Below are 23991 nucleotides of genomic sequence, written 5' to 3' on the forward strand. Positions count from 1 at the left end.
ACCACTCGCCGAACAAGTGTCACGCTGAATAAGTATCTCGCTGAGCGAGAGAATAGTGGCACATGCCTACCCGAGGAAGGACGACAGGGTGTCCGAGGTTGCCGAGCCGATCCGGCTGGTCCATCTGCTGCGCGGGCTGACCGTCGAACTCGACCTGTTCGGCGCCGAGTTCGCGGCCCGCAACGGTCTGCACCCGACCGATCTGCGGGCGCTGATCCATCTGCTGGACGCGGCCAGGGCCGGGGAGGTGGTCACCCCGGGCCGGCTCGGCGAGGCGCTGGGTCTGAACTCGGCGGGCACCACCGGGCTGGTGGACCGCTTGGAGCGGCTCGGGCTGATCCGGCGCGAGCGCGACCCGCGGGACCGGCGCCGGGTGCGGCTGCTGGTGGAGGAGCGGGCGATGGAGCTCGGGGAGGGCTTCTTCGGCGGGCTGATCGGCGATCTGGTCGCGGCGATGCGGCAGTTCGGGCCGGGGGAGCTGGACACGGCCCGGCGCTTCCTGACCGCCATGGCCGAGGTGGTGGCGGCCGCCCGGGAGAGGTGACCGGCCGTGGCTACGCGGGACCGAGGGTCCAGCTGATCACCGACAGGGTCGCCATCGACAGCAGCGTCGACCAGAGCACCGCGTCCCGGGCGAGGGCCGTGCCCTGCCCGTACTCGCGGGCGTAGGTGTACACGTTCTGCGCCGTGGGCAGCGCGGAGAACAGCACCACGGTGAGGAGTTGGTGGGCCGGCAGGTGGAGCAGCGGGCCGGCCACGGCGAGGGCGACCAGCGGCTGGACCAGGGTCTTGAGCACGACGGTCAGTCCGACCTCGGTGCGGCGTGGACGGCTGTCGACCGGCGGGCGGTTGTGCAGCGAGATGCCGAGGGTGACCAGGGCGGTCGGAACGCCCGCGCCGCCGAGCAGTTCGCAGGAACGATTCAGCTCGGCGGGCAGGTGGGCGCCGGTCGCCGAGGCGAGCGCGCCCAGTGCGGTGGCCAGCAGGATCGGGTTGCGGACGGGCAGGGTGAGCAGGGCCCGCCGGCCGGCCGCGCCGCCGTCCAGGACGGCCAGGACGGCGGGGGTGACCACCAGGATCTGGAACAGCACGACGGGCGCGACGAAGGAGGCGTCGCCGAGGACCTGCATGGTCACCGGGATGCCGAGGTTGGCCGAGTTGACGTAGCCGGAGGCCATCGCGCCGACGGCCAGTTCGCCGGGCTTGCGGTGGAACAGCAGCCGCCCGGCGAGCAGCCCGAGGCCGATCGCGACCACGGTGCCCGCCGTGAAGGCGAGCATCGAGGCGTTGGCGAAACGGTCCAGCGGGGTGCGGGAGATCATCAGGAACAGCGCGGCCGGCATCGCCACATGGAAGACGAACCGGTTGAGCACCGTCTCGGCCTGCGGCCCGAGCAGCCCGGTACGGCCGACCACGTAGCCGACGCCGGTGAGTGCCCAGATCGGCGCGAAGGCGGACAGCAGGGGGTGCAGGGCTGGCATGGTTCCTCGGATCGCTCGGACGGGTCTGCCGGGTGCGACGGGGGTCTCCCGTCGGGGGCGCGACTCCCGAGCGCGGTGACCCCCCGAAGCCCATGAACCCCCGGGGCAGTAAACCAGTGGCCGTCGGCGGGGTGGTCGACGGGCCCGGCCCGGGGCGGTCCGAGGAGGCCGGTCGTACGGGAGCCGGGCCGGTGGTACGGAGCCCGCCCTCCGGGTCGGGCCGACCGTCCGGGCCTACGATGAGCCGATGGAGGACCAGTACCTGAGCCTGTCCGAGGTGGAGTCGATCGCGCGCCGGGCCCACCAGGGGCAGGTGGACAAGAACGGCCACCCGTACGGCGAGCACATCGCGGCGGTCGCCCGCGGGACGGCGGCGCGCGGCGGCAGCGACGCGCAGATCGCGGCGGGCTGGCTGCACGACACCGTCGAGGACGACCGGCTGAGCCGGGAGTGGCTGGCCGGCGCCGCGCTGCCGCAGGAGACCAAGGCGATCGTGGACGCGCTCACCCGGCGCCCGGACGAACCGGTCGAGGAGTACACCGCGCGCATCCTGGACACGCCGGGCGCGCTGCTGGTCAAGCGCGCGGACCTGGCGCACAACTCCGATCCGGCCCGCCTCGCCACGCTGGACCCGGCGACCGCCGAGCGGCTGAGCGCCAAGTACGCGCGGATGCGCGAGCTGCTCGGGCTCACCGGCGAGCTGTAGTCCGCGGACGGACCTTCCGGGCCGCCCGCGGAGCCACACCGCCCTGCGGAGCCACGCCGCCCCTGGGGAGCCGCACCCAGGGGCCACCCGGGAAACCACAAGAGGGCCCGGACCACGCGGGTCGCGCGGGTCCGGGCCCTCTCGGGCACCCCGGTGGCCCCTGTCCGACCCCCGGGGTGTGGGGGGAGTGGTCAGGTCACGGGTGGAGTTCGGTGAGCCGGTGGGTCGGCTTAGTACCAGTGGTGGGACTGCCAGAAGTTCCAGGCGGCGTTCGGGCTGCCGTAGCGGGAGTTCATGTAGTCCAGCGCCCACTTGATCTGGGTGGTCGGGTTGGTCCGCCAGTCCGAGCCGTGCGTGGCCATCTTGGAGCCCGGCAGCGCCTGAGCCAGGCCGTACGCGCCCGAGCTCGGGTTGGTCGCGGTCACGTTCCAGCTCGACTCGTGGGCGATGATCTGGTTGAACGACGCCAGCTGGTTGGCCGGCACGATCTGGGCGGCGATCGCCTTCGGGGAGGCGGTGGCGGCGTTCGCGGTGGCGGGCATGACACCCGCGCCCAGGGCGGTCAGACCGGCGGCGCCGGCGAGAACCGCGGCGGAGGTGCGCTTACGGAGCTTGAAAGCGGGCATGAAGAACAGGACCTCAATCGGGTTGGGCCGGATCACTCCCCGCCCAGGACCACGGCCGGACAGGGGCCGGAAAGGTCACGGGGTGTGAATCGGCGGCAAGCCGTTCACCGGTGGGACAGGAGCCGGTGCGGCTGACGACGGAGCCATTGTTGGCAGACCGGGCGGGCCGTCGCCAAGACCCCCTCGGTACGACTCACGGTCGTACCGGAACGGCCGGCCATGGATTCGAATGCGCGCTCGCGCGGGGCCCGCCGATCGGCGCTGAGCTGCGCGAACGCGGGGGGTGTGGGGGCGGCGCGGGCGCCCCGGAGGCGTCTACTACCGCCCGTCGTGGTGGTTGATCACGTGTGAGCGCACTCACCGTGCGGGGCCCGGTGGGCGTCACGCCCCGGCCCGGGCGCGGCACGGTGGGTACAGACGATCAACCCGGCGCTGAGACCGGCGCCACACCGTCACCCTGAGGCCGGCGCCACACCGCGGTGGTCGGGACGCCCTCCTCAGCGCAGGTCGCCCAGCCGCCGGTGCCGGAGGGCGCGGGCGGCGAGCCGGTCCGCCTCGGTGGCCGCCGCCAGGGTGCCGAGCGCCGCACCGACCGCCTGCCCGAGCCTGGTGCAGAAGGCCTCCGGCTCCTCGGCGGCGTCCGGCAGCTCCGGGACCACCTCGTCGACCAGCCCGACCTCGGCCAGGTGGCGCGCCCCGATCCCCTGGGAGCGGGCCAGCTCGGCGGCGTGCGCGCCGTCCCGGTGGACGATCGCCGAGGCGCCCTCCGGCGGCAGCGGCGCCAGCCAGGCGTGCTCGGCGGCGATCACCCGGTCCGCCGGGAGCAGGGCGAGCGCCCCGCCGCCCGAGCCCTGGCCGAGCAGCACCGCCAGGACGGGCGTGCGCAGTGCGAGCAGGGTGGTCAGGCAGTGGGCGATCTCCACCGCGATGCCCTCCAGCTCGGCCTCGGCGGACAGCTCGGCGCCCGCCGTGTCCACCACGGTGACCAGCGGCAGCCCGAGCTGCTCGGCCAGGTGGGCGGTGCGCCGTACGGCCCGCAGGTCGGCGGCGGTGAAGGGGCGATCGTGGTCCGGGGTCTGCCGCTGCTGGCCGACGACCAGGACGGGCCGCCCGCCGAGCACGGCCAGCGCCCGGACCAGCGCGCCGTCACGGCCGCCGGGGGCGTCCAGCAGGACGAGTTCCTCGGTGGTGTGCCGCAGCAGCTCGCGGGTGCCCGGGCGGTCCGGGCGCCGGGTGCGGCGGACGGAGTCCCAGGCGTCGGGGTCTCCCGGCGTGCGTGCGGGGTCCGTGGCAGGGGACACCGCTGCCGTGGGAGACGGTGGCGCAGTAGGAGGGGAGGGCGGTGTGGCGGTGAGGACGGCGAGCGTACGGCGGAGCAGCTCGCGCAGCTCCTGCGGCGGTACGACGGCGTCCACCAGCCCCTGGCCGGCGAGCGTCTCGGCCCGCTGGACGTCCGGCGGCAGCTCCACGCCGCGCAGCTCCTCGTACACGCGCGGGCCGAGGAAGCCGAGCCGGGCGCCCGGCTCGGCGAGGACCAGTTGCCCGAGCGTGCCCCAGGAGGCGAAGACTCCGCCCATGGTGGGGTTGCGCAGGTAGGTGAGGTAGGGGAGGCCGGCGGCGCGGTGGGCCTGGACGGCGGCGGTGATCCGCAGCATGCAGAGGAAGGCCGCGGAGCCCTCCTGCATCCGCGTCCCGCCGGAGACCGGCAGGGCGAGCAGCGGCAGCCGCTCGGCGGTGGCGCGTTCGACGGCGCGGGTGATCCGCTCGGCGGTGGCGACGCCGATCGAGCCGCCGAGGAAGCCGAACTCGGAGGCGACCAGGGCGACCGGCCGGCCGTCGATCAGGCCGACGCCGGTGAGGACCGCCTCGTCCAGGCCGGTGCGCTCGCGGGCGCGGTCGAGCGAGGCCCGGTAGCCGGGGTCGGCCCGGTCGACGGCCGGCGGCTCGTCCCAGCCGCGGAAGCCGCCCGGGTCGACCAGCAGGCCGATCAACTGGTGGGCCGTCAGTGCCGTGCCCGAGCCCGTACCCATGTCCACCCCGTCAGAGATCGTCCGGCCCGCCGTGATCCGTCACTCTATGCGGTGGGGTCCGGGCGCGGCGAGGGCCCCGTCGGGCGCTCGGGGCGGCCTCGGCGTACGTTCGACGACGGTCGGCCCCTGCGCCTGGCGGGCGGTTCGTGGACGTTTCGCGGCCGGCCGGAGGGGTGGGCGCGGCAGTGCGCGTACGGCTCAAGTCCCCTTGGGTAAAGGGTAGTTACTCGCTGGTTAATAGTTTTCCTGAAGGCTTCCGGAGTTGACGCTGTCTCGCCACACTGGTGGACATGACTCGCACTCTACGCGCGTGGAAGTCCCGCGCCGCCGCCGTCACCGCCGTCGCCCTGATGACCCTCGCCCCGGTCGCCGTCGCCACCGACGCGCACGCCGACGTGAGCGGCTCGGTCTGCCTCTCCGCCCTCCCGCCGCAGGCCACCGACACCCTCGACCTGATCGCCTCCGACGGGCCGTTCCCCTACTCCCAGGACGGCGTCGTCTTCCAGAACCGGGAGGGCGTCCTGCCCGGTGAGTCCTACGGCTACTACCACGAGTACACCGTCGTCACCCCGGGCTCGCCGACCCGCGGCGCCCGCCGGATCGTGACCGGCCAGGCCTACCAGGAGGACTACTACACCGGCGACCACTACGCCACGTTCTCCCTGATCGACCAGACCTGCTGAGTTCCCGCCGCCCGGCCGTGACTGCCGCAGCAGCGCGGCAGCCGCGGCCGGGCGGCAGCCGCGGCCGGGTTCAGAGCTCGGACGGCCCCCAGGCCCCCACCGTCAGCTCGTCCCCGACCCGCAGCGTGCCGGGCCGCAGCACCGCGAACTTGCTGCCGAACGCCACCCCGCCGGCCGCCGCCCGGCGGTACCGGGCCAGCGTGCGCAGCGGCTCCGGGCCCGCCTTGGTGCCGTGGTCCTGGTCCACCAGCGTCACCGCGCAGCGGATCGCGAGCTTGGCGTAGCCCAGTTCGGCCCCGCCCACCTCGACCCGGCGGACCAGGTCCTCGGTGTGCGGCTCGCTCCAGCCGTCCACCACCACGTTCGGGCGGAACCGGTCCATCGGCATCGGCCGGGCACCGGAGAGCTCGTCGAAGCGCTCCAGCGAGGCGCGCGACAGCATGTGCACGGCGCAGCTGTCCGCGTAACCCGAGGTGCCCGGGACCAGCCCGTCGGTCACCCGGTCGTGCTCCGGCGGCACCCGGACCAGCCGGCAGCGCGCGCCCAGCACCTCGGAGAGCCAGTCGGCGGCCTCCTCGCCCTGGTCGATGCCGAGGAACGGCCGATCGAACATCCGCACCTCGCGGCGCGGGCCCTCGGTGTCCACCGCGACCGACACCGGCTCCACCCCCGTGGTGGCCAGCGTCAGCGTACGGCCGTCCTGCGCCACCGTCGGGCGGACGGTGGCCAGCGCCGGATCCACGCGCTGGGAGCGGAACACTCCCTCCTCGTCCACCACCATGAACGCCCGGTCGTGGGCCAGCCCCGCCGGGGTGAGCTCCGCCTGCGCGGCCGCCACTCCGGCGCACCCCTTCACCGGGTAGTACCGCAGCTCCGTCACCGTGGCCATCGTCCTGCCGCCCCCTTGGCGTCCGCGTTCCGTGGATCGTGCCGATCCCAGAGGGTAGTTGAGGGCCCCGGTCGGTGTGGCGGGCGGTACCCGCGAGCGTGGTGGGCGGCCCCGGCGGGATCCGTCCGGCCCTTGCTAGGGTCGGGGGCATGGCACCACCGAGCAGCGCGAACCCCCCGGGGCGGCTCCGGCGGGACGCGCAGCGCAACCGTGACCTGCTGCTCGCCGCCGCCCGCGACATGTACTCCCGACACGGCCTGGACGTGCCGTTGGACCAGATCGCCAAGGAGGCCGGGGTCGGCAACGCCACCCTCTACCGGCACTTCCCCACCCGCGAGGCGCTGATCGCCGAGGTGTTCGCGGACGCCGGGGGCGGACTGGCCGCCGCGGGCGAGGAGGCGCTCGCCGCCGAGGACGCCTGGAGCGGCCTCGAACGGTACTTCGGGCGGATCTTCGAACTGGTCGCCGCCGACCGGGGCATCAACGACCTGGTCACCCAGGCCATCCCGACCATCCCCGGAATGACCGAGATCAGCCACCGGCACGCCGCCACCGTCGGGGCCCTGATCGCCCGCGCCCAGGAGCAGGGCACCATGCGCCGCGACGTGGTCACCATGGACCTGCTCTTCCTCCTCGGCCCGCTCTGCCGCGCCCTGCCCGCCGCCACCGAGCTGCGCCCCGACCTCTGGCGCCGCTACCTCGCGCTCCTGCTCGACGGCTTCCGCGCCCGGGCCGGCCATCCGCTGCCGGTCCCGCCGATCGGTGAGGAGCACCTGGACCGAATGTTCGCGGACCTCTGGGAGGCGGAGCCGCCGCAGGCCTGAGCACGCGCGTCGCCCGCGCGGCACCGAGCGCGCACAGGCGTCAGGGACGCGTACGGAAGGCCGGCCGCCGCGTCAGAGCCGCGTCAACGGGCCGGAGCCGCAGGGGTGCGGGCCGCTTTGCTGGGGTGGAAGCGGCGCGGTCCGGTTCGGCGCGGTCCCGTGCACGGGCAGCCGGGCACCAGGACGCGCGGGCGGACGCAGAGGCGGGAGCGGGGCCATGAGGGACAGTGGTGCGGACGAGAGCCGGATCGTGGTCGGCGTCAGCGGCTCGCTCGGCAGCCTCGCCGCGCTGCACCACGCGGTGGCCGAGGCCCGCCGGACGGACGCCGAGGTGCTGGCGGTGCTCTGCTGGACCCCGCCCGGCGACGAGCTCGGCTACCGCCGCACCCCGTGCCCGCCGGTGGTCGACGCCGGCCGCGACGCCGCCGTGGCCCGGCTGCGGCAGGCCCTCGACGAGGCCTTCGCCGGCCGCCACGCGGGCGTCCGGCTGCGCTGCCAGGCCGTCCGCGGCGACACCGGCCACACCCTGGTGCGGTGCGCCGACCGGCCCGGGGACCTGCTCGTCCTCGGCGCCGGCCGGGAGCGCGGCCGTCTCGCCCGACTGGTGCACCCCTCGGTCGCCGCCTACTGCGTCCGGCACGCCACCTGCCCCGTCCTGGCCGTCCCGCAGCCGCCGTTGCAACGGGATCTGGAGGCCCTCCAACGAGCCCACGCGCTCCGGGAGTCGGCGGCGGGGAACCGCGGCCGGGGCGTCTCCGGCAGGCCCTAGGGTGTGTCTTCAAACTCCCGTCGTTCGCCCGGAGGGCGGGCGGGGCGGCGTTGGGGTGCGTGCATCGCAAGGCGGAGGAGGGAGCCACTGCGGAGCATTGGCGACCGACGACAACGCGGCGAGGTGCGTGCCCCGGCGGCGCCCCGCAGACGCGAGTTTGAAGACACACCCTAGGACAGCCCCGCCGCCTCGGCGAGGACGGCGGCGGTCCGCCGGCCGGCGGCCAAGGTGGCGGGGTCCGTGGCCGGGAGGCAGCGGCGGGCCTCGGGGGAGTAGGCGGTCATCACGACGCCGGCGTGGTCCGTGGGGAGTTCGAGGGTCCGTACCGCAGAGCTCTGCTTTGTAAGAGCAGCGTTCAACCGCCGGGTGTGCTCCACGTCCACGAGCTCGTCCGCCGTGCCGTGGACCAGCCGGAGCGGGACGGGGGAGCGGGCGGCCGACAGGTGGTCGAGCGGGGCGTCGCCGGTGGTGACGGCCGCGGCCGAGTAGTGCGAGGCGATGCCTACGGCGGCGCCGGGGCGCAGCTCGGCGGGGGTGTCGGGGTGGGTGGCCACGGCGATCGCCTCGCGGCCGCCCAGCGACCAGCCGGCCAGCACGAAGCGCGCCGGATCCCCGCCGTGCCCGGCGGCGGCCCGGCGGGCCCCGGCCAGGGAGGCGAGCAGTTCGGCACGGCCGCCGTCCGGCTGCCCGGCGTCCCAGTCGGGGACGAGCACCAGCAGGCCCAGCCCGGCGGCCTCCCGGGCCAACGGCCGCAGCACGTCACGCTCGTTCGGGCCGCTGCCGTGCCAGAGCAGCACCGAGGGGGCCGCCCCGGCGGTGCCGGCGGCCGGGACGTGGACGTCCATCAGCCGCCCGGCGGCGTACGGAACCACCTCGAGCCGAGTGCTCGTCATCCGGGTTTTCCCTCCGATTCGGTGAATGATCACGGGGCTGCTACTGTACTTCTCGTCGCGAGGGAGTGATTCCTCGTCAGGCGTCAGTGGTGCTACCAGAGCACGCCCTACTTTCAGTAGGGAGAGTCCGTGCGACCCGGGCCTGGCGCTCCAGAACGGACGGGGTCCGGTGCCGAGGAATCGGCGCCGGGCCCCGTCCGCGTTTCCGGGAGGGAACGGAATCAGGACGGCTGGCGGTCGGAGCCCAGCTCGCGGGAGATCCGCAGGCCGACCTGGGCGACGACCGGCCCGAGGGCGCGGACCCGGGCGGCGGTCATCCGTGAGGTGAGGCCGGAGACGGACAGGGCGGCGGTGACCTCGCCGGTGTGGTCGAAGATCGGGGCGGCGACGCAGCGGACCTCGGGCTCGTTCTCCCGGTCGTCGATCGAGTAGCCGCGGGCGCGGATCCGGGCCAGGTCGGCGCGCAGCCGCGGCTCGTCGGCGATGGTCCAGGCCGTCACCGGGCGCAGGCCGGCCGCGACCACCTCGGCGACGGCCTCCTCGGGCAGCCAGGCGAGGATCGCCTTCCCGGTGGCGGTGCAGTAGGCGGGGGCCCGGCTGCCGACCCGGGACGCCATCCGGACGTTGGTCTCGTCCTCGACCTTGTCCAGGTAGACGATGCCGGGGGCCTGCCAGACGGTCAGGTGGACGGTCTCGCCCGCCTCGCGCTGGAGCCGGCGCAGGTGCTCGGCGGCGACGCTGCGCAGGTCGAGGGTGGTCAGGTAGGCCTGACCGAGCCGCAGCGAGCCGTGGCCGAGCCGGAACCAGCCGGTCTCGCGGTCCCGGTCGAGGAGGTGCTCGTCCAGCAGGGGGCCCGCCAGCCGCAGCACGGTGCTCTTGTTGAGGCCGAGTCCGTCGGCGAGCTGGGCGAGCGGGACGCCGCGCCCGTCGCCGTGGTCGCGGACGTAGCCGAGGACGGCGAGCGCGCGGCGCAGCGAGGAGGACTGGTTGCGTTCGGTCGCGGATTTCTTGGGCGCCGTCTCCGTCATGGGTCCGTTCCCTGGTGTTGTTCCGGCGGTGTTCCCCCGCGGGTCGGCGGCGGTTGTCAGAACGTACCCGTTCACGGCCGGATCGCCGCATCCTCGACACAACGTTGTGCAGTGCAAAACTTTCGCCAACTCCCCCTTGTTGGCGCCGATCGCCCCCGCCTAACGTCCCTGCCATCGAGCAGGCGACGTCGCCCCACCCGAGCGCTGCGCCCTGCCGTACCCCCACCACTTCACCCACCATCGGCCCCGGTCAGGGCCTGCTTCGACGTGCCCGTCCCCGGCGGCGGACGTCTCGGCGGCAGCTGTCGGGAGGGGAGGTCTCCACCATGCGACTCATCGGACGGACCGCCGCGGCCGTCGTGCTCGCCGCCGGCTGCCTGGCCGCCACCGCCTGTGCCCCCGGCACCGCCTCGTCGGTGGGCGGCAAGGCCGCCGACGACCGGACCGGCACGCTGCAGGTCTGGCTGTACAGCGAGGCGGGCAACGCGGCCAAGGAGGCCGTGATCGCCAAGGCCGTGACCGAGTTCCAGGCCTCCCACCAGGGCGTCACCGTCAACGTCAGCTACATCGACACCGACGCCTCGGCCCGTGCGGCCAAGATGAAGGGCGCGTTCAACGACCCGAACAGCGCCCCCGACCTGGTCGAGTTCGGCAACACCGACCTGCCCGGCTACGTCGCCGCCGGCGGCCTCGCCGACATCTCCGCCGACCTGGACAGGTGGCAGGACAAGGGGGACCTCGACCCGGCGATCGCCAGGACCGCCGTCGTCGACGGAAAGACCTACGGCCTGCCCTGGTGGGTCGGCGTGCGCGCGCTGTACTACCGCACCGACCTGTTCACCGAGGCCGGCCTCACCCCGCCGACCTCGTACGCCGAACTGGTCGCCGCCAACCAGAAGGTCCACGCCGCGCACCCGGACACCTTCGGCATCGCCGTCGGCGGCAAGTACACCTTCGGCGCGCTGCCCTTCGTCTGGGACGCGGGCGGCGACATCGCCACCAAGGACGGCTCCACGTTCAAGGCGGCGATCGACTCGCCCGCCTCGCAGGCCGGGATCAAGCGCTACACCGACCTGTTCGGCCCGGACGGCTGCCCCGCCCAGCAGTGCGCGGACCTGACCGGCGGCAAGATCATCGACCTGTTCGCGGCCGGCAAGTCCGCGATGGCGCTGATGCCCAACTCCGCGCGCAGCAAGGTGGACGCCGGCGCGGTCAAGGGCAGGTACGGCGTGGTGCCGCTGCCCGGCGAGAAGCCCGGCTCGATCGCCCCGGCCTTCGCCGGCGGCAACAACCTGGGCGTGATGAAGGCGGCCAAGCACCGCACGCTGGCGGTCGAGTTCGCGCAGCTGCTGGCGAGCCCCGGGTACCAGGAGCAGATGTACGACGCGATGGGCAACCTGCCGACGCTCAAGTCCGTCAGCGGCAGGGTCGCGGCGAAGGACACGTTCCTGAAGCCCTTCACCGACACCATCGCGGCCGGCACGAAGTTCGTCCCGCTCGACCAGGCGTGGGCGCAGATCGACGCCCAGTCGGTGATCCCGACGATGCTCCAGCAGGTCGTCACCGGCAAGGCGGACGTGGCCAAGGCCTCGGCCGACGCCGCCGCGCAGATCTCCTCGGCCTTCGCCGCGCACTGACGGCCCCCTCCCGGTTCGCCTCAGAGAGCAGGTCCCGCACGTGTCCGTATCCACCCCGACCGCCCCGGCGCCGCCTTCCCCGCAGCGGCGCCGTGGGGGCAGGGCGCCGGCCGCACCCCCGGGCGGCCGGCGCCGGCGGCCCCCGCTGCTGCTGCTCCTGCCGGCCGCGGTCGTCCTGATCCCGCTGGTCGCCTACCCGATCTACCAGCTCGGCCTGCTGTCCGTCCTGGACTTCGGGCAGGCCCAGGCCTCCGGCGGCGCCCCGATCTCCTTCGTCGGCTTCGGCAACTACACGAGGATCCTGGAGGACGAGCAGTTCTGGACGGTGCTCGTCCAGACCATCGGCTTCGCCGCGTTCTGTGTGGTCGCCACCCTGGCCGTCGGCGCCACCCTCGCGGTGCTGCTCACCAGGGTCGGCCGGTGGCCGCGGCTGGTGCTGACCACCGCGGCGATGGCCGCCTGGGCGGCGCCGGCGATGACCGGTTCGACGGTGTGGAGCTTCCTGTTCGACACCAACCTCGGCCTGGTCAACCACACCCTGGAGGGGCTCGGGCTCTCCGGCTTCCACGAGTTCAACTGGTTCTACGACAAGTGGACGGCGTTCCTGATCGTCGGCGCCGTGGTGGTGTGGCACTCCTACCCGTTCGTGATGGTCACCCTGTACGCGGGCATCCGGGCCATCCCGGAGGAGATCCTGGAGGCGGCCGCCCTGGACGGCGCCGGCACCTGGACGACCTTCCGCCGGATCACCGCGCCGATGCTGCGGCCGATCCTGACGGTCGTGGTGATCCAGTCGGTGATCTGGGACTTCAAGGTCTTCACCCAGATCTACGTGATGACCGAGGGCGGCGGCATCGCCGGCCAGAACCTGGTGCTCAACGTGTACGCGTACCAGAAGGCGTTCGCCTCCTCGCAGTACGGGCTGGGCGCGGCGATCGGCGTGATCATGCTGCTGATCCTGGTGATCCCGACGGTCCTGTACATCCGCACGCTGCGACGGACGGGGAACGAACTGTGAGCCCGGCGAACTCCCTCCCCTCCGCTGCGTCGGCGTCGGCGTCGGCGTCGGCATCGGCATCGGCGGCGCCGGCTCCGGCATCGGCCAGGTCCGTCGGTGGCCGCCGGAACACCCGGGGCCGGTGGCGGCTGGCCGCCAACACCGGTGCGATCGTACTGGCCGTGGTCACCGCCTTCCCGATCTTCTGGATGGTGCTCTCGGCCTTCAAGCCGAAGGGCGAGATCCAGTCGCTCGACCCCAGGCCGTGGACCGCCCACCCCACGCTGGACAGCTTCCGGCAGGTGCTCAGCGTGGACGGCTTCGGCCGCTACTTCGCGAACAGCCTGGTGGTGGCGCTGTCGGTGGTGGTGCTGTCGGCGATCGTGGTCTTCCTGGCGGCGGTGGCCGTGACCAGGTTCCGGTTCAGGTTCCGCACCACCATCATGGTGATGTTCCTGATCGCCCAGATGATCCCGGTCGAGGCGCTGACCATCCCGCTGTTCTTCATGTTCCGCGACGCCGGCCGGTTCGCCCCGGGCGTCGGCCTGAACACCCTGGCCTCGCTGGTCCTGGTGCAGCTGGCGTTCTCGCTGCCGTTCGGGATCTGGATGATGCGCGGCTTCGTCGCGGCCGTCCCGGTCTCGATCGAGGAGGCGGCGCAGATCGACGGGGCCGGCCGGACCCGCATCCTGTGGCGGATCCTGCTGCCGCTGGTGGCGCCCGGCCTCGCCGCGACCAGCGTGTTCTCCTTCATCGCGGCGTGGAACGACTTCGTCTTCGCCAAGACCTTCATCATCAGCGCCACCCAGAACCAGACGCTGCCCTCGGCGCTGCTGGTCTTCTTCAAGCCGGACGAGAACGACTGGGGCGGCATCATGGCGGCGTCCACGCTGATGACCGTGCCGGTGCTGATCTTCTTCATCGCGGTGCAGCGCAGGCTGGTCTCCGGGCTGGCCGGCGCGGTGAAGGACTGACGTCGGCCGAGGGCCGCGCACCCGGGAGTCCCCGCCATCGGCCGGGACTCCCGCAGCCGTCAGAGGACCGCAGCCGTCCGGTTCCCGCGGCCGTCCGGTTCCCGCGGCGGTCCGGGGCCCACGCCGACGGCCGTGGCCGTTCGGGCTCAGGAGACGAAGCCGACGATCTGACCGTCCTTCCAGCGCTGCGCGAGCCGGAGCCAGCCGGCGACCTCCGCGACGGCCTCGGCCACCTCGCGTTCCGGCACGGGGGTGCGGCCTTCGCGCTCGGCCCGCTCGAACTGGTCCAGCGCCTTCCGGCACTCCTCGGCCGACCAGGTGCTGCAGGAGGGCACGTCGCAGTGGGGCAGTCCGTCGGGCAGGCCGCCGTAGCGGAACTCCTCGACCGAGACGGCGGTGATCCCGTACGCCTTCAGGCCCCCGTCCACGACCGCCAGCCAGTCGCCCCGGAACGGGCCGAAGGAGTCGACCTCCAGGGGCTGCCCGACCAGCCAGCACAGCCGCCGGTAGGCGTAGCCGTACTGGAAGGCGTGGTCCTCGTCCGCGGAGAAGGGCCCGCCGTGCACCACGGCGCGCAGTGCCTCCCGGGCGGTCGGAGCGCCCTGGGCGATCTCGTCGGCGAAGTACTCGTCGGACCTGTCCAGGGACGGGCCGAAGTACGCGAGGGCCTCGTCGACCGCCCCGTCGTTGCCGCTGCCGACACGGGCGCGGAGCTCCGCAGGGTCGACCAGGTATGCGCTCAGGAAGGAACTCATGCCAGCACGGTAGCGGTCGCAACGGACAGCGGGCCGGGCGGGGCCGACCGTCCTGGGCGCCGGTTGCCGCGCTGAACCTTCTTGCCACAGAGGCAAGTTGACTGCTCGGAAGGGATGGCGCCGGTTCCGTGGCGGTGGAGGCGCAGGCGTCGGCGGCCCGGGCTCAGGCCACCGCCGCGGAGCCGCGGGACGGGACGGCGACGAGCACGAACTCCGCGCCGGCGTCGTCCCGGACCAGCGCGGTGCGGCCGTACGGCGCCGGAGCCGGCCCGGAGAGGACCGTGCCGCCGAGGGCGCGCAGCCGGTCGGCGGCGCGGTCGGTGTCCTCGGTCGCGAAGTGGACCAGCCAGCGCGCGCCCGCGCCCCGGCCGGGGCGGGAGGGGCCGATGCTGCACGCGGGCAGGCCGTCCACCCGGGCGAGGGCGTGGCCCGCCCGCGGCCGGTCGTAGGTGTAGCCGAAGACCCGGCGGTAGAACGCCCGGGCGGCGTCGGGGGCGGGGGAGAGGTGCTCGTTCCAGGCGAGCGCGCCCGGCTCGTCGACCAGGCCCGCGCCGTCGATGGTGCCGGCCCGCCAGAGTCCGAAGCGGGCGCCGAGCGGGTCGACGGCGAGCGCGGCACGGCCCTGCTCGGGCACCTCGTACGGCTCGCGGGCGAGGCGCCCGCCGGCGGCCCGGACGGCGGTGGCGGTGCGCAGCGGGTCCGGGCAGGCGAGGAAGGTGGTCCAGGCGGGCGGTTCGGCCGGCAGGGCCCGTTCGACGGCCGCGACCTGGGCGCCGTACCGGGTGGCCACCGTCTCGGTGGGGGCGGTCGGGACGAACTCCCAGTCGAACAGGGCGCCGTAGAAGGCCTGCGCCCGGGCCGGGTCCGGCGTCGTGAGCACGACCCAGCACGGGACCCCGGCGTGGTAGCTGCCCGGCTTCGGCATGCGGCCCTCCTGGCGGGCCCGGCGTTTCGGTGCCCGGCGCGCCGAGCGCCACCGGCCCCACCCGCCAGCCTCCGCGCCCGGCGGGTGGGCGGCAAGCGGGGTGCCCGCAGGGCACGTCTCAGGACACCCCGTGCGGCCGGAACTGGACGCTGATCCGCGGGCCCACCGGGCGGGCCGTCTTGGGGATCGCGTGCTCCCAGGTGCGCTGGCAGGAGCCGCCCATCACCACCAGGTCCCCGTGGCCGAGCGGGTGGCGGACGACCGCCGGGCCGCCGGAGCGGGGCCGCAGCGCCAGGGTGCGCGGCTCGCCGACGGAGAGGATCGCCACCATGGTGTCCTCGCGGGCGCCGCGCCCGATCCGGTCGCCGTGCCAGGCCACGCTGTCCCGGCCGTCCCGGTAGTAGCAGAGCCCGAGGGTGCGGAAGGGCTCGCCCAGCTCCTGGGCGTAGTGCCGGCTCAGCTCCGCCCGGGCCAGGCCGAGCACCGGGTGGGGCGGTTCGGCGTGCGCAGGGTAGGAGGCCAGCAGGCGCGGGACGTCGACCGTCCGCTCGTACATCTCGCGGCGTTCGGCCCGCCAGGGCACGGTGGCGGCCAGCTGTTCGAACAGCTCGTCCGCCCCGTGCAGCCAGCCGGGGAGCAGGTCCAGCCAGGCGCCGTCGCCGAGCGGCTGCCGTCGCAGGCCGTCGAGCGGGCGGAGGCGGATGCCGCCGCGCTCCGTGTCGTCGAACAGCGAGGGCTGGAGGTGGACGGTGCCGTGCATGGGGCCAGCGTACGCCTTCGTTCGAACACATGCTCGAATATGCGGGTTCTAGGCTGCGGGTATGGCGATCAACGGCTTCGGGGTCACCGAGTTCCAGCTGGTACTGCTGCGCAGGATGGCCGACTTCCAGCCCGGGCTGGTCGAGGAGGCGGTGCGGCGGCTCGGCGCCACCCGGACGTCGGTGCGCGAGGCCAACAAGCGCTGGCAGGCGATGGTCCGCGCCCCGCGGTTCCCGCGCGGCGCCGCCCGCTACGCCGCCGTGCTCGGGTCGGCCGAGGCGAGCGCCCCGCGCCGGATCGGGGACCTCGCCTGCGTCGCCCGGCAGTGGACGCTGCCGCTCTGGCCCGAGCTGCGCTTCGAGATCCTGCTCGGCCCGGCGGAGATCGGCGGGCCGCTGCTCAACGAGTGGCTGGTGCGGGCGGCGGACGCGCCGGCCCCCGTGCTGCGCACCCTGGCCGACCTCGCGCCGTGGAGCTGCGTGGTGGGTGACGTCGGGGCCGCCTTCCCGCCGGCCGTGCCGCGCGAGGGGAGTGCGCCGACCAGGTTCCGGCTGGACTTCGCGGCACCGGACGCCGGCGGGCGGCCGCGTCCGTGCGAGGCCGACTTCACCTGGGGGCTGCTCCAGGAGGTCCGCCCGATGGACGGCCGGGGCCCGGGTGGGTCGGGGTGGGCCAGGTCAGGGCGGGTCGGGCCGGGGTGGGTCGGGTCAGGGTATGGATATGCCGGGTGATGCAAGGTGATATTCAGTGAATGCCTTCGATTTGCAGGTCAAATAAGGAATGTGGCAGCCTAATCGCAGACATTGAAGAGCTTTGACATCGGAAAGTGAAGGATCATGTCGGACGGCGCCCGCGTCATCGTCGGAGTCAGCGGTTCACTGCACAGCCTGACGGCCCTGCACCGGGCGGCCGAGGAGGCCCGGGCCCGGCAGGCCGTCCTGGTGCCGGTGCTCGCCTGGACGCCGGTCGGCGGCGAGCGCAGCTACCGTGCCCGGCCCTGCCCGCCGCTGCTGCGCGCCTGGCAGGAGCTCGCCGAGGCGCGGATGGCGGACGTGCTGGAGCAGGCCTTCGGCGGTCTGCCGATCGGCGTGCCGGTGCGGCCGCTGGTCGTGCGCGGCGAGGCCGCGACGGTGCTGACCGGGCTCGCCGACCGTCCGGGCGACCTGCTGGTGGTCAGCACCGGCGAACAGGGCGGCCTGCGGGTCGGGCTGCGCAGGCTGGCGCGCCGCTCGGTCACCCGGCGCTGCCTGAGCCGGGCTCGCTGTGGGGTGCTCACCGTCCCGCCGTCCACGCTGCACGAGGACCTGCGCGCGCTGCACCGCGGCATCGACCTGCGGGAGCTCGCGTCAGCCTGACGATCCGTCAACTCCGGTGAGTGGTCCGCCCGTCGACGATCGTCCGGGTGGGCCGCAGCTCGCGCAGCGCGTCCACCGGGCAGTCCAGCGGATCGACCGGCCACACCGTGAGGTCGGCGAACGCCCCCGGCCGCAGGCTGCCGCGCACCGCACTCTCGCCGGTCAGCCGGGCCGCGTTCACGGTGTGCAGCGCGACCGCCTCGGACCGGCCGATCGCGTGCTCCGGGCCGACCACCCCGGCCGTGGTGCCCCGGGTGGTCATGCCCCACACCGACACCATCGCGCCGTACGGGCCGACCGGGAAGTCCGAGCCGCCGGTGATCAGCGCGCCCTCGTCCAGCCACTCGCGCAGCGGGAAGACCGCGGCGGTGCGCTCCTCGCCCCAGGCCCGCTGCTGGGTGAGCGCGCCGTCGTGCAGCAGCGGGTGCTGGACCGTCACCGGGATGCCGAGGGCGATCGCCCGGGCCCGCAGCTCCGGCCGGGCCAGACCGCCGTGCTCGACCACCAGCGTGCCGGGCGGCAGGCCGGGGTGGCGGGCGACCACCTGCTCGAAGACGTCCAGCAGGACGCGCAGTCCGCGGTCACCCCAGGCGTGCACGCCGACCCGCCGGCCCCGCCCGACCACCCGTTCCACCGCCGCGAGCAGCTCGGCCGGCTCCCAGAGCAGCCGGCCGTGGTAGCACGGCTGCCCCCGGTACGGCTCCTCCACCGCGGCCGCCTCGAAACCGCCGTCGATGCCGAACTTGACGCCCCAGAGCCGCAGTCGGTCGTCGTCCCGGCCGGCGGCCCGCCAGTCGTCCATCCGGTCCAGCAGCGCGTCCACCTGCTCCGGCGTCCGGGCGGCGAAGCCGGAGACCAGCACCCGGACCCGGACGGCCAGCGCGCCCTCGGCCCGGGCGGCGTCCAGCACGTCGAGGTCCTCGGCCGGCACCAGGCAGTCGCGGACGGTGCCGATCCCGGTGGCGGCGAACTCGGCGGAGGCGGCGCGCAGGCCCTCGATCCGCTCCGCGAGGGAGGGGCGCGGCACCACCCGCTCGACCAGCTCGACCGCCCGGTTGATCAGCCGCCCGGTGAGCCGGCCCTGCTCGTCGCGCTCGATCACACCGCCCGGCGGCGCCTCGGTGGCCTCGGTGATCCCGGCCAGCCGCAGCGCCGCCGAGTTCAGCACCATGTTGTACGCGCCGCGGCGCACCAGCACCGGGTGGTCGGCGGTGGCCGAGTCCAACTCCCTGGTGGTGGGCATCCGTTGCTCGGCCAGCAGGATCTCCTGCCAGTTGACCGTGGTGTGGATCCACTCCCCGGCGGGGGTGCGGGCGGCGCGCTCGCGGATCAGGCCGAGGAACCCGGCGAGATCGCGGGCCCGGTGCACCGGCACGCCGTGGACGCTGTGCCCGGCCAGGATCAGATGGGTGTGGGTGTCGTCGAAGGCGGGCAGCACGGTCGAGCCCGGGGCGTCCACCACCTCGGTGCCCGGGCCGATCAGGGCGTCCAGCCCGTCGGGCGCGGGGGAGAGGGCGGTGATCCGCCCGCCGGTGACGGCGAGCGCCCGGCGGGGCGGCTCGCCGGGCACCAGGGTGTGCACCGCGGCGGCGCGGATCAACAGGTCGGCGGGGGCGGGGTCGGTCATCGCGGCTCCTGGGAACGGGACAGCCCGGTGACCTTCTCCACGTACCGAAGGCTGGGCTCGGCGAGCAGTCCGTGCAACTCGGTGAACACCGCGCGGGCCGGCACCGCGTTCCAGTCGGCGGGCAGCAGCTGCGCCGGCAGCCCGGGATCGAGGTACGGCAGCCGGCGCCACCGGGTGAGCATCGACACGTAGTCGCGGAACGCCTCGGCCGGATCGACCGAGGGCCGTCCGCGCAGCTCCTCGGCGGCCGGGCGCCAGGCGTCGGAGAAGGCCGCGTACTGCGCCTCGATCGCCGGGAGGTCCCACCAACCCGCCACCGCGGTACGGGGATCGGCGAAGCCGGCGTACTCGGCGGAGAGGAACAGGTGGACGTAGGCGCTCAGCCCGAGCCGGTCCAGCAGCCGACGGGCGTCCGGCAGCAGCCGGGCGGGCGCCAGCCAGACCCCGGGGGCGGCGTTGCCGAAGCCGAGCCAGCTCAGCCGCGAGCGCAGCTGGTGGCGGTGGGCGCGGGCGGACTCGGGCACGGAGAAGACCGCCACCACCCAGCCGTCGGCGAGCGCGGCGGGCTCCAGGCTGTGGAAGATCCGCCGGTCGCCCTCCTCGAAGACCGGCTCCATCGCCCCGGCGAGCCGGTACCCCGTCCCCGCGCGGCGCTCCTGGAGCAGGGTGCCGGCCTTCTTCAGCCGGGAGGTCGCCGAGCGGACGGCCGGGCCGTCGACGTCCAGTTCGGCCAGCAGGGCGATCAGGTCGGCGATGGATATCCAGCCGCCGAGGCGGCGGACGAACTCGCCGTAGACGGTGTGGATCAGGGAGCTCGGCCGGGGCGTGTGCTCGGACATGCGCGGGCCCTCCTCCCCAGCGACTGGTGGCGATCATAACGAGGGCGCGGGTCCTGGGCGGTGTCTTGCCGATCTTTGTCGTCTCCGCCGATCGGGCGGGAACGGCGGGGATCATCTGTTAAGGCGTGTCCGACGACCGGCGCCGCGCTCCCGGCGGGGGGGGGGGGGGGGGGGGGGGGGGGGGGGGGGGGGGGGGGGGGGGGGGGCGGGGGCGCCCGCCCCCCCCCCCCCCCCCCCGCTACGGGTAGGCGCCGGAGAGCAGGTGCCCGGCTCCGGGCGCGAAGGCGGGCAGGCCGAGGGCCCGCAGGAGCTGGTGGGCCGTGCAGACGGCGGCCGAGACCACCGGCTTGCCCAGCTGCTGCTCGGCCTCCTCGACGGCGGACAGGGACGGCATCTGCACGCAGGCCGAGAGCACCACGGCGTCCGCCTCGGTGTACGCGAGCGCGCGGGCGATCGCGGGGAGCCGGGCCGGGTCGTGGGCGGCCACGTCGAGGTTGTCGGCGATCTCCAGGGCGGCGTGGTCGAGCACCTCGATGCCCTCCGCGGCGAGGTACTCGACCACCGTGCGGGCCAGCGGGCGCAGGTACGGGGTGACCATCGCGACCTTCGCGGCCCCGAGTTCGTGCAGCCCGGCGACGAGCGCGCCGGCGCTGGTGACCACGGGCGCGGGGGCGCCGTTCTGGACGGTGCGCAGGTGCAGCCGCCGCTCGGCCTGGCGGTGGTAGCCGGGGCCGGTGGCCATCACGGCGACCAGGCAGGCGTAGCCGATCACGTCCACCCGGGCGTCCGACAGCTCGGCGGCGCAGCGGTCGGACTCGCCGTCCATGGCCCGCAGTTGCTCGGGGGTGACCCTGGTCATCCGCATCCGGCTGGAGTGGAAGGTGAACCGCTCGGGCGCGACCGCCTCGCGGGCCCGCAGCAGCGCGGGGACCTCGGTCTCCATGGTGACGTTGGAGCTCGGGACGATCTGGCCGATCCGGTAGGTGGTCATCGGGTGGGTGCTCCTTCCGGTCCGGGGCGGGTCAGCGGGCGTCGATCACCGGGTTGGCGAGCGTGCCGATCCGCTCGATGGTGGCCTCGACCAGGTCTCCGGGCTGGAGGAACTGCGGGGGCACCATCCCGGCGCCGACGCCCGAGGGGGAGCCGGTGGCGATCACGTCGCCCGGTTCCAGGGTGACGCCGGAGGAGATGTCGGCGATCAGCCGGGCGACGCCGAACAGCATGTGGCGGGTGTTGGAGTCCTGCCGCAGCTCGCCGTTGACCTTCAGCGAGAGGTCGAGCCGCTGCGGGTCGGGGATCTCGTCGGCGGTCACCACGACCGGGCCGAAGGGGGCGTAGCCGTCCTGGCCCTTGGAGAAGAACCACTGGCCGGAGCGGCGCTGGTCGCGGGCGCTGATGTCGTTGACGATGCTGTAGCCGAAGACGTGCCGCAGCGCGTCCTCCTCGGCGACCCGGAAGGCCGGTGCGCCGATCACCACGGCGAGTTCGCACTCCCAGTCGAGCTGCTTGGTGAGGGCGGCGTTGTGCGGGATGGGCCCGCCCGGGCCGGTGACGGCGGTCGAGGGCTTGCCGAACAGCACCGGGCGGTCGGGCAGTTCGCGGTCGGTGTCCAGGGTGCGGTGCGACTCCGCCACGTGCTCCACATAGTTGAGACCGACGCCGACGATCTTGCCGGGGCGCAGCGGCGCGCACAGCGAGACCTCGGCGAGCGGCCTGGTGGCGGGGGCCCCGGCGAGCAGCCGGCGGGCGGTGGCCAGGGCCGGCTCCCCGGCGCGGATCAACCCGAGGAGGTCGGGCGGAAGTTGGGCCCCGGCGGCGGTGGCGAGGGCGGTCAGGTCGGCGACCCGGTCGCCGTCGATCCGGGCGCCGAGACGGGGAGTGTCGTGGCCGCTGGTGCCGTCGGTGCCGTCGGTGTCGTCGGCGTCGTCGGTGCGGAAGGTCAGCAGGTGCATGGTGGCGGGGCTCCTGGTCAGGCGGTGGTGGTGGGCTGCTGCCCGTCCGGGTGGGCCTCCTCGCGGTGCAGGCCGAGCGAGTGCATCACCGGGAAGTCGTTGAAGGAGAACAGGCAGGCGTCCTCGCCCCGGTCGAGGTTCGCGTGTTCGTGCCAGGCCCAGGACGGGACGACGAAGACGTCCCCCTGCTGCCACTCGAAGCGCCGTCCGGCGATCACCGAGACGCCGCGCCCCTTGGCCGCGGTGTACACCACCGAGCCGGTGTGCCGGTGGGCGCGGGTGGCCTGGCCCGGGCGCAGCAGCTGCAGGTGGGCGGACATGGTCGGCATCACCGGCCCGCCGGTGACGGGGTTGGTGTACTCCATGATCACGCCGTCGTAGGGCGATCCCTCCGTGGCGCGGGCGAGCCGGCACAGCGCCTCGTAGCTGGGCTCCCAGGGCCAGCCGAGCAGCGGCGAGTAGGGCCGGGTCCACTTCTCGACGCCGTACGGCAGCAGGTTGCCGCCGTGGCTGAGCAGCGAGGAGTTGACGACCGGTCCGGGCCGCTGGTACAGCTCCGGGTGGACCTCGTAGAAGTTGGCGTCGAGGGTGTTGACCAGCGGGATGTCCAGGCCGTCCTGCCAGATCACCGGGGCGTCGTCGGCCTCGTTGCCGTGCTCGTGCCAGGTGTTGTTCGGGGTGATCGCGAAGTCGCGTGGGCCGACCTTGAGCTTCTGCCCGTCCACGACGGTCCAGGCGCCGGTGCCCTCGTGGACGAAGCGCAGGGCGGAGGCCTGGTGGCGGTGCGCGGTCATCGCCTCGCCGGGGCCCATGATCTGCAGTCCGGTGTACAACAGACCGACGGCGGCACTCAGTTCGCGGCGGCCGGGGTTCACCAGCATCACCACCCGGCGCCCGGCGTCGTCGGCCTTCACCAGCGGCAGCGCCTTGCGCACCAGCGGTCGGAGGTCGGCGTAGCGCCAGAGCACCGGGACGGACCGCGGCTGGGGGTACCAGGGCTCGATCTCGTTGGCGACCGTCCACAGGGCGCCGGCCTGGTGCTCGGCCAACTCCTCGTAGTAGGCCAGCAGTTCGGGACTGTCGGTGACCCTGGCCCGGCCGATCCGGTCGTCGTCGTGGATGTCGTCACGGTCGTCGTCACGGTCGTTGTCACGGTCGTCGTCACGGGCGGGGGCGCGTTCGACGAGGCGTTCGGGGGTGCTCGCGGTGACGGGTTCGGGGGTGCGTTCGGTGACGGGCTCGGGGGCGCGGTCCGTGCTGGTCATGCCTCCTCCTCGGGGAGCACCAGCGGCCGCAGCGGACGGTTGTCCACGTGCAGCCGGAAGACGTCGAAGCGGTTGTAGTGGCCGACGATGTCGTGCATCTGCTTGGGCTGGACGCAGCGGCCGAGGTCGATCTCGGCGTAGACGACGCCCTCCTCGTCCACCAGCGGCTCGGTGACCGGGCGGCCGTCCGGGCCGAAGATCCCGGACAGGGCGCTGTGCGGCCGGGCGAGCTGCTTGCGGACCTTCGGGTCGTCGCCGGCGATCAGGTCCACGATCTCGGGCGAGACGGTGGAGCAGGAGACCACGGAGAACACCTTGCCCTCGAAGCAGTGCGCGGCGGTGCGCAGCGCGATCGAGTCCGCCATGTCGTAGTCCTCGGGGCCCACCGGCAGCGCGATGTAGCAGGCGACGTGGACCAGTTCGCCCTGCGCCAGCAGGGCGAAGCGGGCCAGCGGGTTGGTGTTCTCGCCGCAGGCCAGCGCGCCGAGCGGGCCGACGGCGGTGGGGTGCACCGTGAGGGTGCTGCCGTCGCCCTGCCCCCAGGTCAGCTTCTCGGCCCAGGTCGGCACCAGTTTGCGGTGCACGCCGAGCAGTTCGCCGTCCGCGTCGATGGTCAGCAGGGTGTTGTACAGCAGTCCGAGGCCGGGCCCGCCGCGCTCGTTGACCCCGATCACCAGCACCACGCCGGCCTGCCGGGCGGCGGCCCGCAGGGTGTCGACGTAAGGGCCGGGGACGTCCACGGCGGCCCGGTACAGGCGCTCGAACCAGGGCGAGCCCTGCACCGGGTTCATCGTCCAGTTCCAGTACGGGTAGCCGGGCACGAACACCTCGGGGAAGACCACCAGTTCGGCGCCGTGCCCGGCCGCCTCCTGGATCAGCGCGACGGCCTTGTCGACGGTGGCGGCCGGGTCCAGGTAGACCGGGGCGGCCTGGACGGCGGCGGCGGTGAAGCGGGGCAGCTGCGGCATGGTTCCTCG

25 protein-coding genes are annotated in these 23991 nt (G+C 74.2%); 10 read left to right on the forward strand and 15 right to left on the reverse strand.

Features of this window, described 5'->3' with window-relative positions:
• The first annotated feature begins 88 nt into the window (after window positions 1-88).
• A complete protein-coding gene (locus ACGF0D_RS12725) occupies window positions 89-544 on the forward strand; it encodes a MarR family transcriptional regulator (RefSeq protein WP_392915384.1) in 456 nt (151 codons plus the stop codon).
• 10 nt (window positions 545-554) lie between these two features.
• On the opposite strand, the gene ACGF0D_RS12730 is transcribed toward ACGF0D_RS12725, so the two are convergent.
• Window positions 555-1481, reverse strand: a complete 927-nt coding sequence (locus ACGF0D_RS12730; protein ID WP_392915387.1) for an AEC family transporter — start codon at window positions 1479-1481, stop codon at window positions 555-557.
• A 247-nt stretch (window positions 1482-1728) separates the two neighbouring features.
• Here ACGF0D_RS12730 and ACGF0D_RS12735 point away from each other — a divergent pair, with 247 nt between their 5' ends.
• Entirely contained in the window at window positions 1729-2187 is a 459-nt protein-coding gene (locus tag ACGF0D_RS12735; protein ID WP_392876368.1) for an HD domain-containing protein, read from the forward strand.
• Between the two features lie 230 nt (window positions 2188-2417).
• Here the strand turns inward: ACGF0D_RS12735 and ACGF0D_RS12740 are convergent, their stop codons facing one another.
• Complete coding sequence (locus tag ACGF0D_RS12740; RefSeq protein ID WP_392876365.1) at window positions 2418-2813, reverse strand: transglycosylase SLT domain-containing protein; 396 nt, start codon at window positions 2811-2813, stop codon at window positions 2418-2420.
• Between the two features lie 497 nt (window positions 2814-3310).
• Window positions 3311-4843 (reverse strand): carboxyl transferase domain-containing protein, encoded by a 1533-nt coding sequence (locus tag ACGF0D_RS12745; protein ID WP_392876363.1) that lies wholly within the window; start codon window positions 4841-4843, stop codon window positions 3311-3313.
• Between the two features lie 290 nt (window positions 4844-5133).
• On the opposite strand from ACGF0D_RS12745, the gene ACGF0D_RS12750 reads away from it, so the two are divergent.
• On the forward strand, window positions 5134-5526 hold the full coding sequence (locus ACGF0D_RS12750; protein WP_392876360.1) for a ribonuclease: 393 nt from the start codon (window positions 5134-5136) through the stop codon (window positions 5524-5526).
• A gap of 70 nt (window positions 5527-5596) precedes the next feature.
• On the opposite strand, the gene ACGF0D_RS12755 is transcribed toward ACGF0D_RS12750, so the two are convergent.
• A complete protein-coding gene (locus ACGF0D_RS12755) occupies window positions 5597-6415 on the reverse strand; it encodes an MOSC domain-containing protein (RefSeq protein ID WP_392915390.1) in 819 nt (272 codons plus the stop codon).
• A 149-nt stretch (window positions 6416-6564) separates the two neighbouring features.
• Here ACGF0D_RS12755 and ACGF0D_RS12760 point away from each other — a divergent pair, with 149 nt between their 5' ends.
• Both ACGF0D_RS12760 and ACGF0D_RS12765 read left to right on the forward strand, forming a co-directional pair.
• Complete coding sequence (locus tag ACGF0D_RS12760; protein ID WP_392876354.1) at window positions 6565-7239, forward strand: TetR/AcrR family transcriptional regulator; 675 nt, start codon at window positions 6565-6567, stop codon at window positions 7237-7239.
• Window positions 7240-7456: 217 nt separating this feature from the next.
• Window positions 7457-8008 (forward strand): universal stress protein, encoded by a 552-nt coding sequence (locus ACGF0D_RS12765; RefSeq protein WP_392915393.1) that lies wholly within the window; start codon window positions 7457-7459, stop codon window positions 8006-8008.
• 170 nt (window positions 8009-8178) lie between these two features.
• Here the strand turns inward: ACGF0D_RS12765 and ACGF0D_RS12770 are convergent, their stop codons facing one another.
• Both ACGF0D_RS12770 and ACGF0D_RS12775 read right to left on the reverse strand, forming a co-directional pair.
• Complete coding sequence (locus ACGF0D_RS12770) at window positions 8179-8901, reverse strand: alpha/beta hydrolase family protein (RefSeq protein WP_392876348.1); 723 nt, start codon at window positions 8899-8901, stop codon at window positions 8179-8181.
• A 221-nt stretch (window positions 8902-9122) separates the two neighbouring features.
• Window positions 9123-9929 carry an IclR family transcriptional regulator gene (locus ACGF0D_RS12775; protein ID WP_392876345.1) on the reverse strand — a complete coding sequence of 269 codons (807 nt, stop codon included), beginning with the start codon at window positions 9927-9929 and terminating at the stop codon, window positions 9123-9125.
• A 326-nt stretch (window positions 9930-10255) separates the two neighbouring features.
• Between ACGF0D_RS12775 and ACGF0D_RS12780 the strand changes: the two genes are divergently transcribed.
• The 3 genes from ACGF0D_RS12780 to ACGF0D_RS12790 all read left to right on the forward strand — a co-directional run bounded on the left by ACGF0D_RS12780 (window position 10256) and on the right by ACGF0D_RS12790 (window position 13537).
• The gene (locus tag ACGF0D_RS12780; RefSeq protein WP_392915395.1) at window positions 10256-11566 is read left to right on the forward strand and encodes an extracellular solute-binding protein; all 1311 of its coding nucleotides are present in this window, start codon (window positions 10256-10258) and stop codon (window positions 11564-11566) included.
• Between the two features lie 40 nt (window positions 11567-11606).
• The gene (locus ACGF0D_RS12785; RefSeq protein WP_392915398.1) at window positions 11607-12584 is read left to right on the forward strand and encodes a carbohydrate ABC transporter permease; all 978 of its coding nucleotides are present in this window, start codon (window positions 11607-11609) and stop codon (window positions 12582-12584) included.
• Window positions 12585-12712: 128 nt separating this feature from the next.
• A complete protein-coding gene (locus tag ACGF0D_RS12790; RefSeq protein WP_392876835.1) occupies window positions 12713-13537 on the forward strand; it encodes a carbohydrate ABC transporter permease in 825 nt (274 codons plus the stop codon).
• 146 nt (window positions 13538-13683) lie between these two features.
• Here ACGF0D_RS12790 and ACGF0D_RS12795 read toward each other — a convergent pair whose 3' ends face one another.
• The 3 genes from ACGF0D_RS12795 to ACGF0D_RS12805 form a co-directional block, all read right to left on the reverse strand.
• Window positions 13684-14292, reverse strand: a complete 609-nt coding sequence (locus ACGF0D_RS12795) for a hypothetical protein (protein WP_392915401.1) — start codon at window positions 14290-14292, stop codon at window positions 13684-13686.
• Between the two features lie 163 nt (window positions 14293-14455).
• Window positions 14456-15217: a VOC family protein gene (locus ACGF0D_RS12800; RefSeq protein WP_392915404.1), complete on the reverse strand. Its 762-nt coding sequence runs from the start codon at window positions 15215-15217 to the stop codon at window positions 14456-14458.
• Window positions 15218-15335: 118 nt separating this feature from the next.
• Window positions 15336-15977 (reverse strand): alpha-ketoglutarate-dependent dioxygenase AlkB, encoded by a 642-nt coding sequence (locus ACGF0D_RS12805; RefSeq protein WP_392915406.1) that lies wholly within the window; start codon window positions 15975-15977, stop codon window positions 15336-15338.
• A gap of 61 nt (window positions 15978-16038) precedes the next feature.
• Between ACGF0D_RS12805 and ACGF0D_RS12810 the strand changes: the two genes are divergently transcribed.
• Both ACGF0D_RS12810 and ACGF0D_RS12815 read left to right on the forward strand, forming a co-directional pair.
• Complete coding sequence (locus ACGF0D_RS12810; RefSeq protein ID WP_392915409.1) at window positions 16039-16707, forward strand: hypothetical protein; 669 nt, start codon at window positions 16039-16041, stop codon at window positions 16705-16707.
• 105 nt (window positions 16708-16812) lie between these two features.
• Complete coding sequence (locus tag ACGF0D_RS12815) at window positions 16813-17331, forward strand: universal stress protein (RefSeq protein WP_392915411.1); 519 nt, start codon at window positions 16813-16815, stop codon at window positions 17329-17331.
• 7 nt (window positions 17332-17338) lie between these two features.
• Here the strand turns inward: ACGF0D_RS12815 and ACGF0D_RS12820 are convergent, their stop codons facing one another.
• From ACGF0D_RS12820 to ACGF0D_RS12845, 6 genes are all read right to left on the reverse strand, one after another.
• Window positions 17339-18958 carry an amidohydrolase gene (locus ACGF0D_RS12820; RefSeq protein ID WP_392915414.1) on the reverse strand — a complete coding sequence of 540 codons (1620 nt, stop codon included), beginning with the start codon at window positions 18956-18958 and terminating at the stop codon, window positions 17339-17341.
• Window positions 18955-19797, reverse strand: coding sequence for a PaaX family transcriptional regulator C-terminal domain-containing protein (locus ACGF0D_RS12825; protein ID WP_392876323.1), 843 nt, complete (start codon window positions 19795-19797; stop codon window positions 18955-18957). The genes ACGF0D_RS12820 and ACGF0D_RS12825 overlap by 4 nt, the downstream gene beginning before the upstream one ends.
• A gap of 238 nt (window positions 19798-20035) precedes the next feature.
• Window positions 20036-20788: an Asp/Glu racemase gene (locus ACGF0D_RS12830; protein ID WP_392876320.1), complete on the reverse strand. Its 753-nt coding sequence runs from the start codon at window positions 20786-20788 to the stop codon at window positions 20036-20038.
• Window positions 20789-20819: 31 nt separating this feature from the next.
• Window positions 20820-21749 carry a fumarylacetoacetate hydrolase family protein gene (locus ACGF0D_RS12835; RefSeq protein WP_392915417.1) on the reverse strand — a complete coding sequence of 310 codons (930 nt, stop codon included), beginning with the start codon at window positions 21747-21749 and terminating at the stop codon, window positions 20820-20822.
• Window positions 21750-21766: 17 nt separating this feature from the next.
• Window positions 21767-23014 (reverse strand): cupin domain-containing protein, encoded by a 1248-nt coding sequence (locus ACGF0D_RS12840; RefSeq protein WP_392915420.1) that lies wholly within the window; start codon window positions 23012-23014, stop codon window positions 21767-21769.
• Window positions 23011-23982 (reverse strand): carbon-nitrogen hydrolase family protein, encoded by a 972-nt coding sequence (locus ACGF0D_RS12845; RefSeq protein WP_392876311.1) that lies wholly within the window; start codon window positions 23980-23982, stop codon window positions 23011-23013. Before ACGF0D_RS12845 ends, ACGF0D_RS12840 begins: the two co-directional genes overlap by 4 nt.
• Window positions 23983-23991 lie beyond the last annotated feature (9 nt).

The sequence above is a fragment of the Kitasatospora sp. NPDC048298 genome (genome assembly GCF_043201465.1).
Lineage (GTDB): Bacteria > Actinomycetota > Actinomycetes > Streptomycetales > Streptomycetaceae > Kitasatospora.

What these genes read in the sequence shown, in the direction of transcription:
- ACGF0D_RS12830 (WP_392876320.1), bottom strand. Translation starts at nt 20,788, where the DNA reads ATGACCACCTACCGGATCGGCCAGATCGTCCCGAGCTCCAACGTCACC.
- ACGF0D_RS12815 (WP_392915411.1), top strand. Translation starts at nt 16,813, where the DNA reads ATGTCGGACGGCGCCCGCGTCATCGTCGGAGTCAGCGGTTCACTGCAC.
- ACGF0D_RS12835 (WP_392915417.1), bottom strand. Translation starts at nt 21,749, where the DNA reads ATGCACCTGCTGACCTTCCGCACCGACGACGCCGACGACACCGACGGC.
- ACGF0D_RS12770 (WP_392876348.1), bottom strand. Translation starts at nt 8,901, where the DNA reads ATGACGAGCACTCGGCTCGAGGTGGTTCCGTACGCCGCCGGGCGGCTG.
- ACGF0D_RS12810 (WP_392915409.1), top strand. Translation starts at nt 16,039, where the DNA reads ATGGCGATCAACGGCTTCGGGGTCACCGAGTTCCAGCTGGTACTGCTG.
- ACGF0D_RS12735 (WP_392876368.1), top strand. Translation starts at nt 1,729, where the DNA reads ATGGAGGACCAGTACCTGAGCCTGTCCGAGGTGGAGTCGATCGCGCGC.
- ACGF0D_RS12730 (WP_392915387.1), bottom strand. Translation starts at nt 1,481, where the DNA reads ATGCCAGCCCTGCACCCCCTGCTGTCCGCCTTCGCGCCGATCTGGGCA.
- ACGF0D_RS12825 (WP_392876323.1), bottom strand. Translation starts at nt 19,797, where the DNA reads ATGTCCGAGCACACGCCCCGGCCGAGCTCCCTGATCCACACCGTCTAC.
- ACGF0D_RS12780 (WP_392915395.1), top strand. Translation starts at nt 10,256, where the DNA reads ATGCGACTCATCGGACGGACCGCCGCGGCCGTCGTGCTCGCCGCCGGC.
- ACGF0D_RS12750 (WP_392876360.1), top strand. Translation starts at nt 5,134, where the DNA reads ATGACTCGCACTCTACGCGCGTGGAAGTCCCGCGCCGCCGCCGTCACC.
- ACGF0D_RS12795 (WP_392915401.1), bottom strand. Translation starts at nt 14,292, where the DNA reads ATGAGTTCCTTCCTGAGCGCATACCTGGTCGACCCTGCGGAGCTCCGC.
- ACGF0D_RS12775 (WP_392876345.1), bottom strand. Translation starts at nt 9,929, where the DNA reads ATGACGGAGACGGCGCCCAAGAAATCCGCGACCGAACGCAACCAGTCC.
- ACGF0D_RS12760 (WP_392876354.1), top strand. Translation starts at nt 6,565, where the DNA reads ATGGCACCACCGAGCAGCGCGAACCCCCCGGGGCGGCTCCGGCGGGAC.
- ACGF0D_RS12800 (WP_392915404.1), bottom strand. Translation starts at nt 15,217, where the DNA reads ATGCCGAAGCCGGGCAGCTACCACGCCGGGGTCCCGTGCTGGGTCGTG.
- ACGF0D_RS12820 (WP_392915414.1), bottom strand. Translation starts at nt 18,958, where the DNA reads ATGACCGACCCCGCCCCCGCCGACCTGTTGATCCGCGCCGCCGCGGTG.
- ACGF0D_RS12845 (WP_392876311.1), bottom strand. Translation starts at nt 23,982, where the DNA reads ATGCCGCAGCTGCCCCGCTTCACCGCCGCCGCCGTCCAGGCCGCCCCG.
- ACGF0D_RS12765 (WP_392915393.1), top strand. Translation starts at nt 7,457, where the DNA reads ATGAGGGACAGTGGTGCGGACGAGAGCCGGATCGTGGTCGGCGTCAGC.
- ACGF0D_RS12755 (WP_392915390.1), bottom strand. Translation starts at nt 6,415, where the DNA reads ATGGCCACGGTGACGGAGCTGCGGTACTACCCGGTGAAGGGGTGCGCC.
- ACGF0D_RS12840 (WP_392915420.1), bottom strand. Translation starts at nt 23,014, where the DNA reads ATGACCAGCACGGACCGCGCCCCCGAGCCCGTCACCGAACGCACCCCC.
- ACGF0D_RS12805 (WP_392915406.1), bottom strand. Translation starts at nt 15,977, where the DNA reads ATGCACGGCACCGTCCACCTCCAGCCCTCGCTGTTCGACGACACGGAG.
- ACGF0D_RS12740 (WP_392876365.1), bottom strand. Translation starts at nt 2,813, where the DNA reads ATGCCCGCTTTCAAGCTCCGTAAGCGCACCTCCGCCGCGGTTCTCGCC.
- ACGF0D_RS12745 (WP_392876363.1), bottom strand. Translation starts at nt 4,843, where the DNA reads ATGGGTACGGGCTCGGGCACGGCACTGACGGCCCACCAGTTGATCGGC.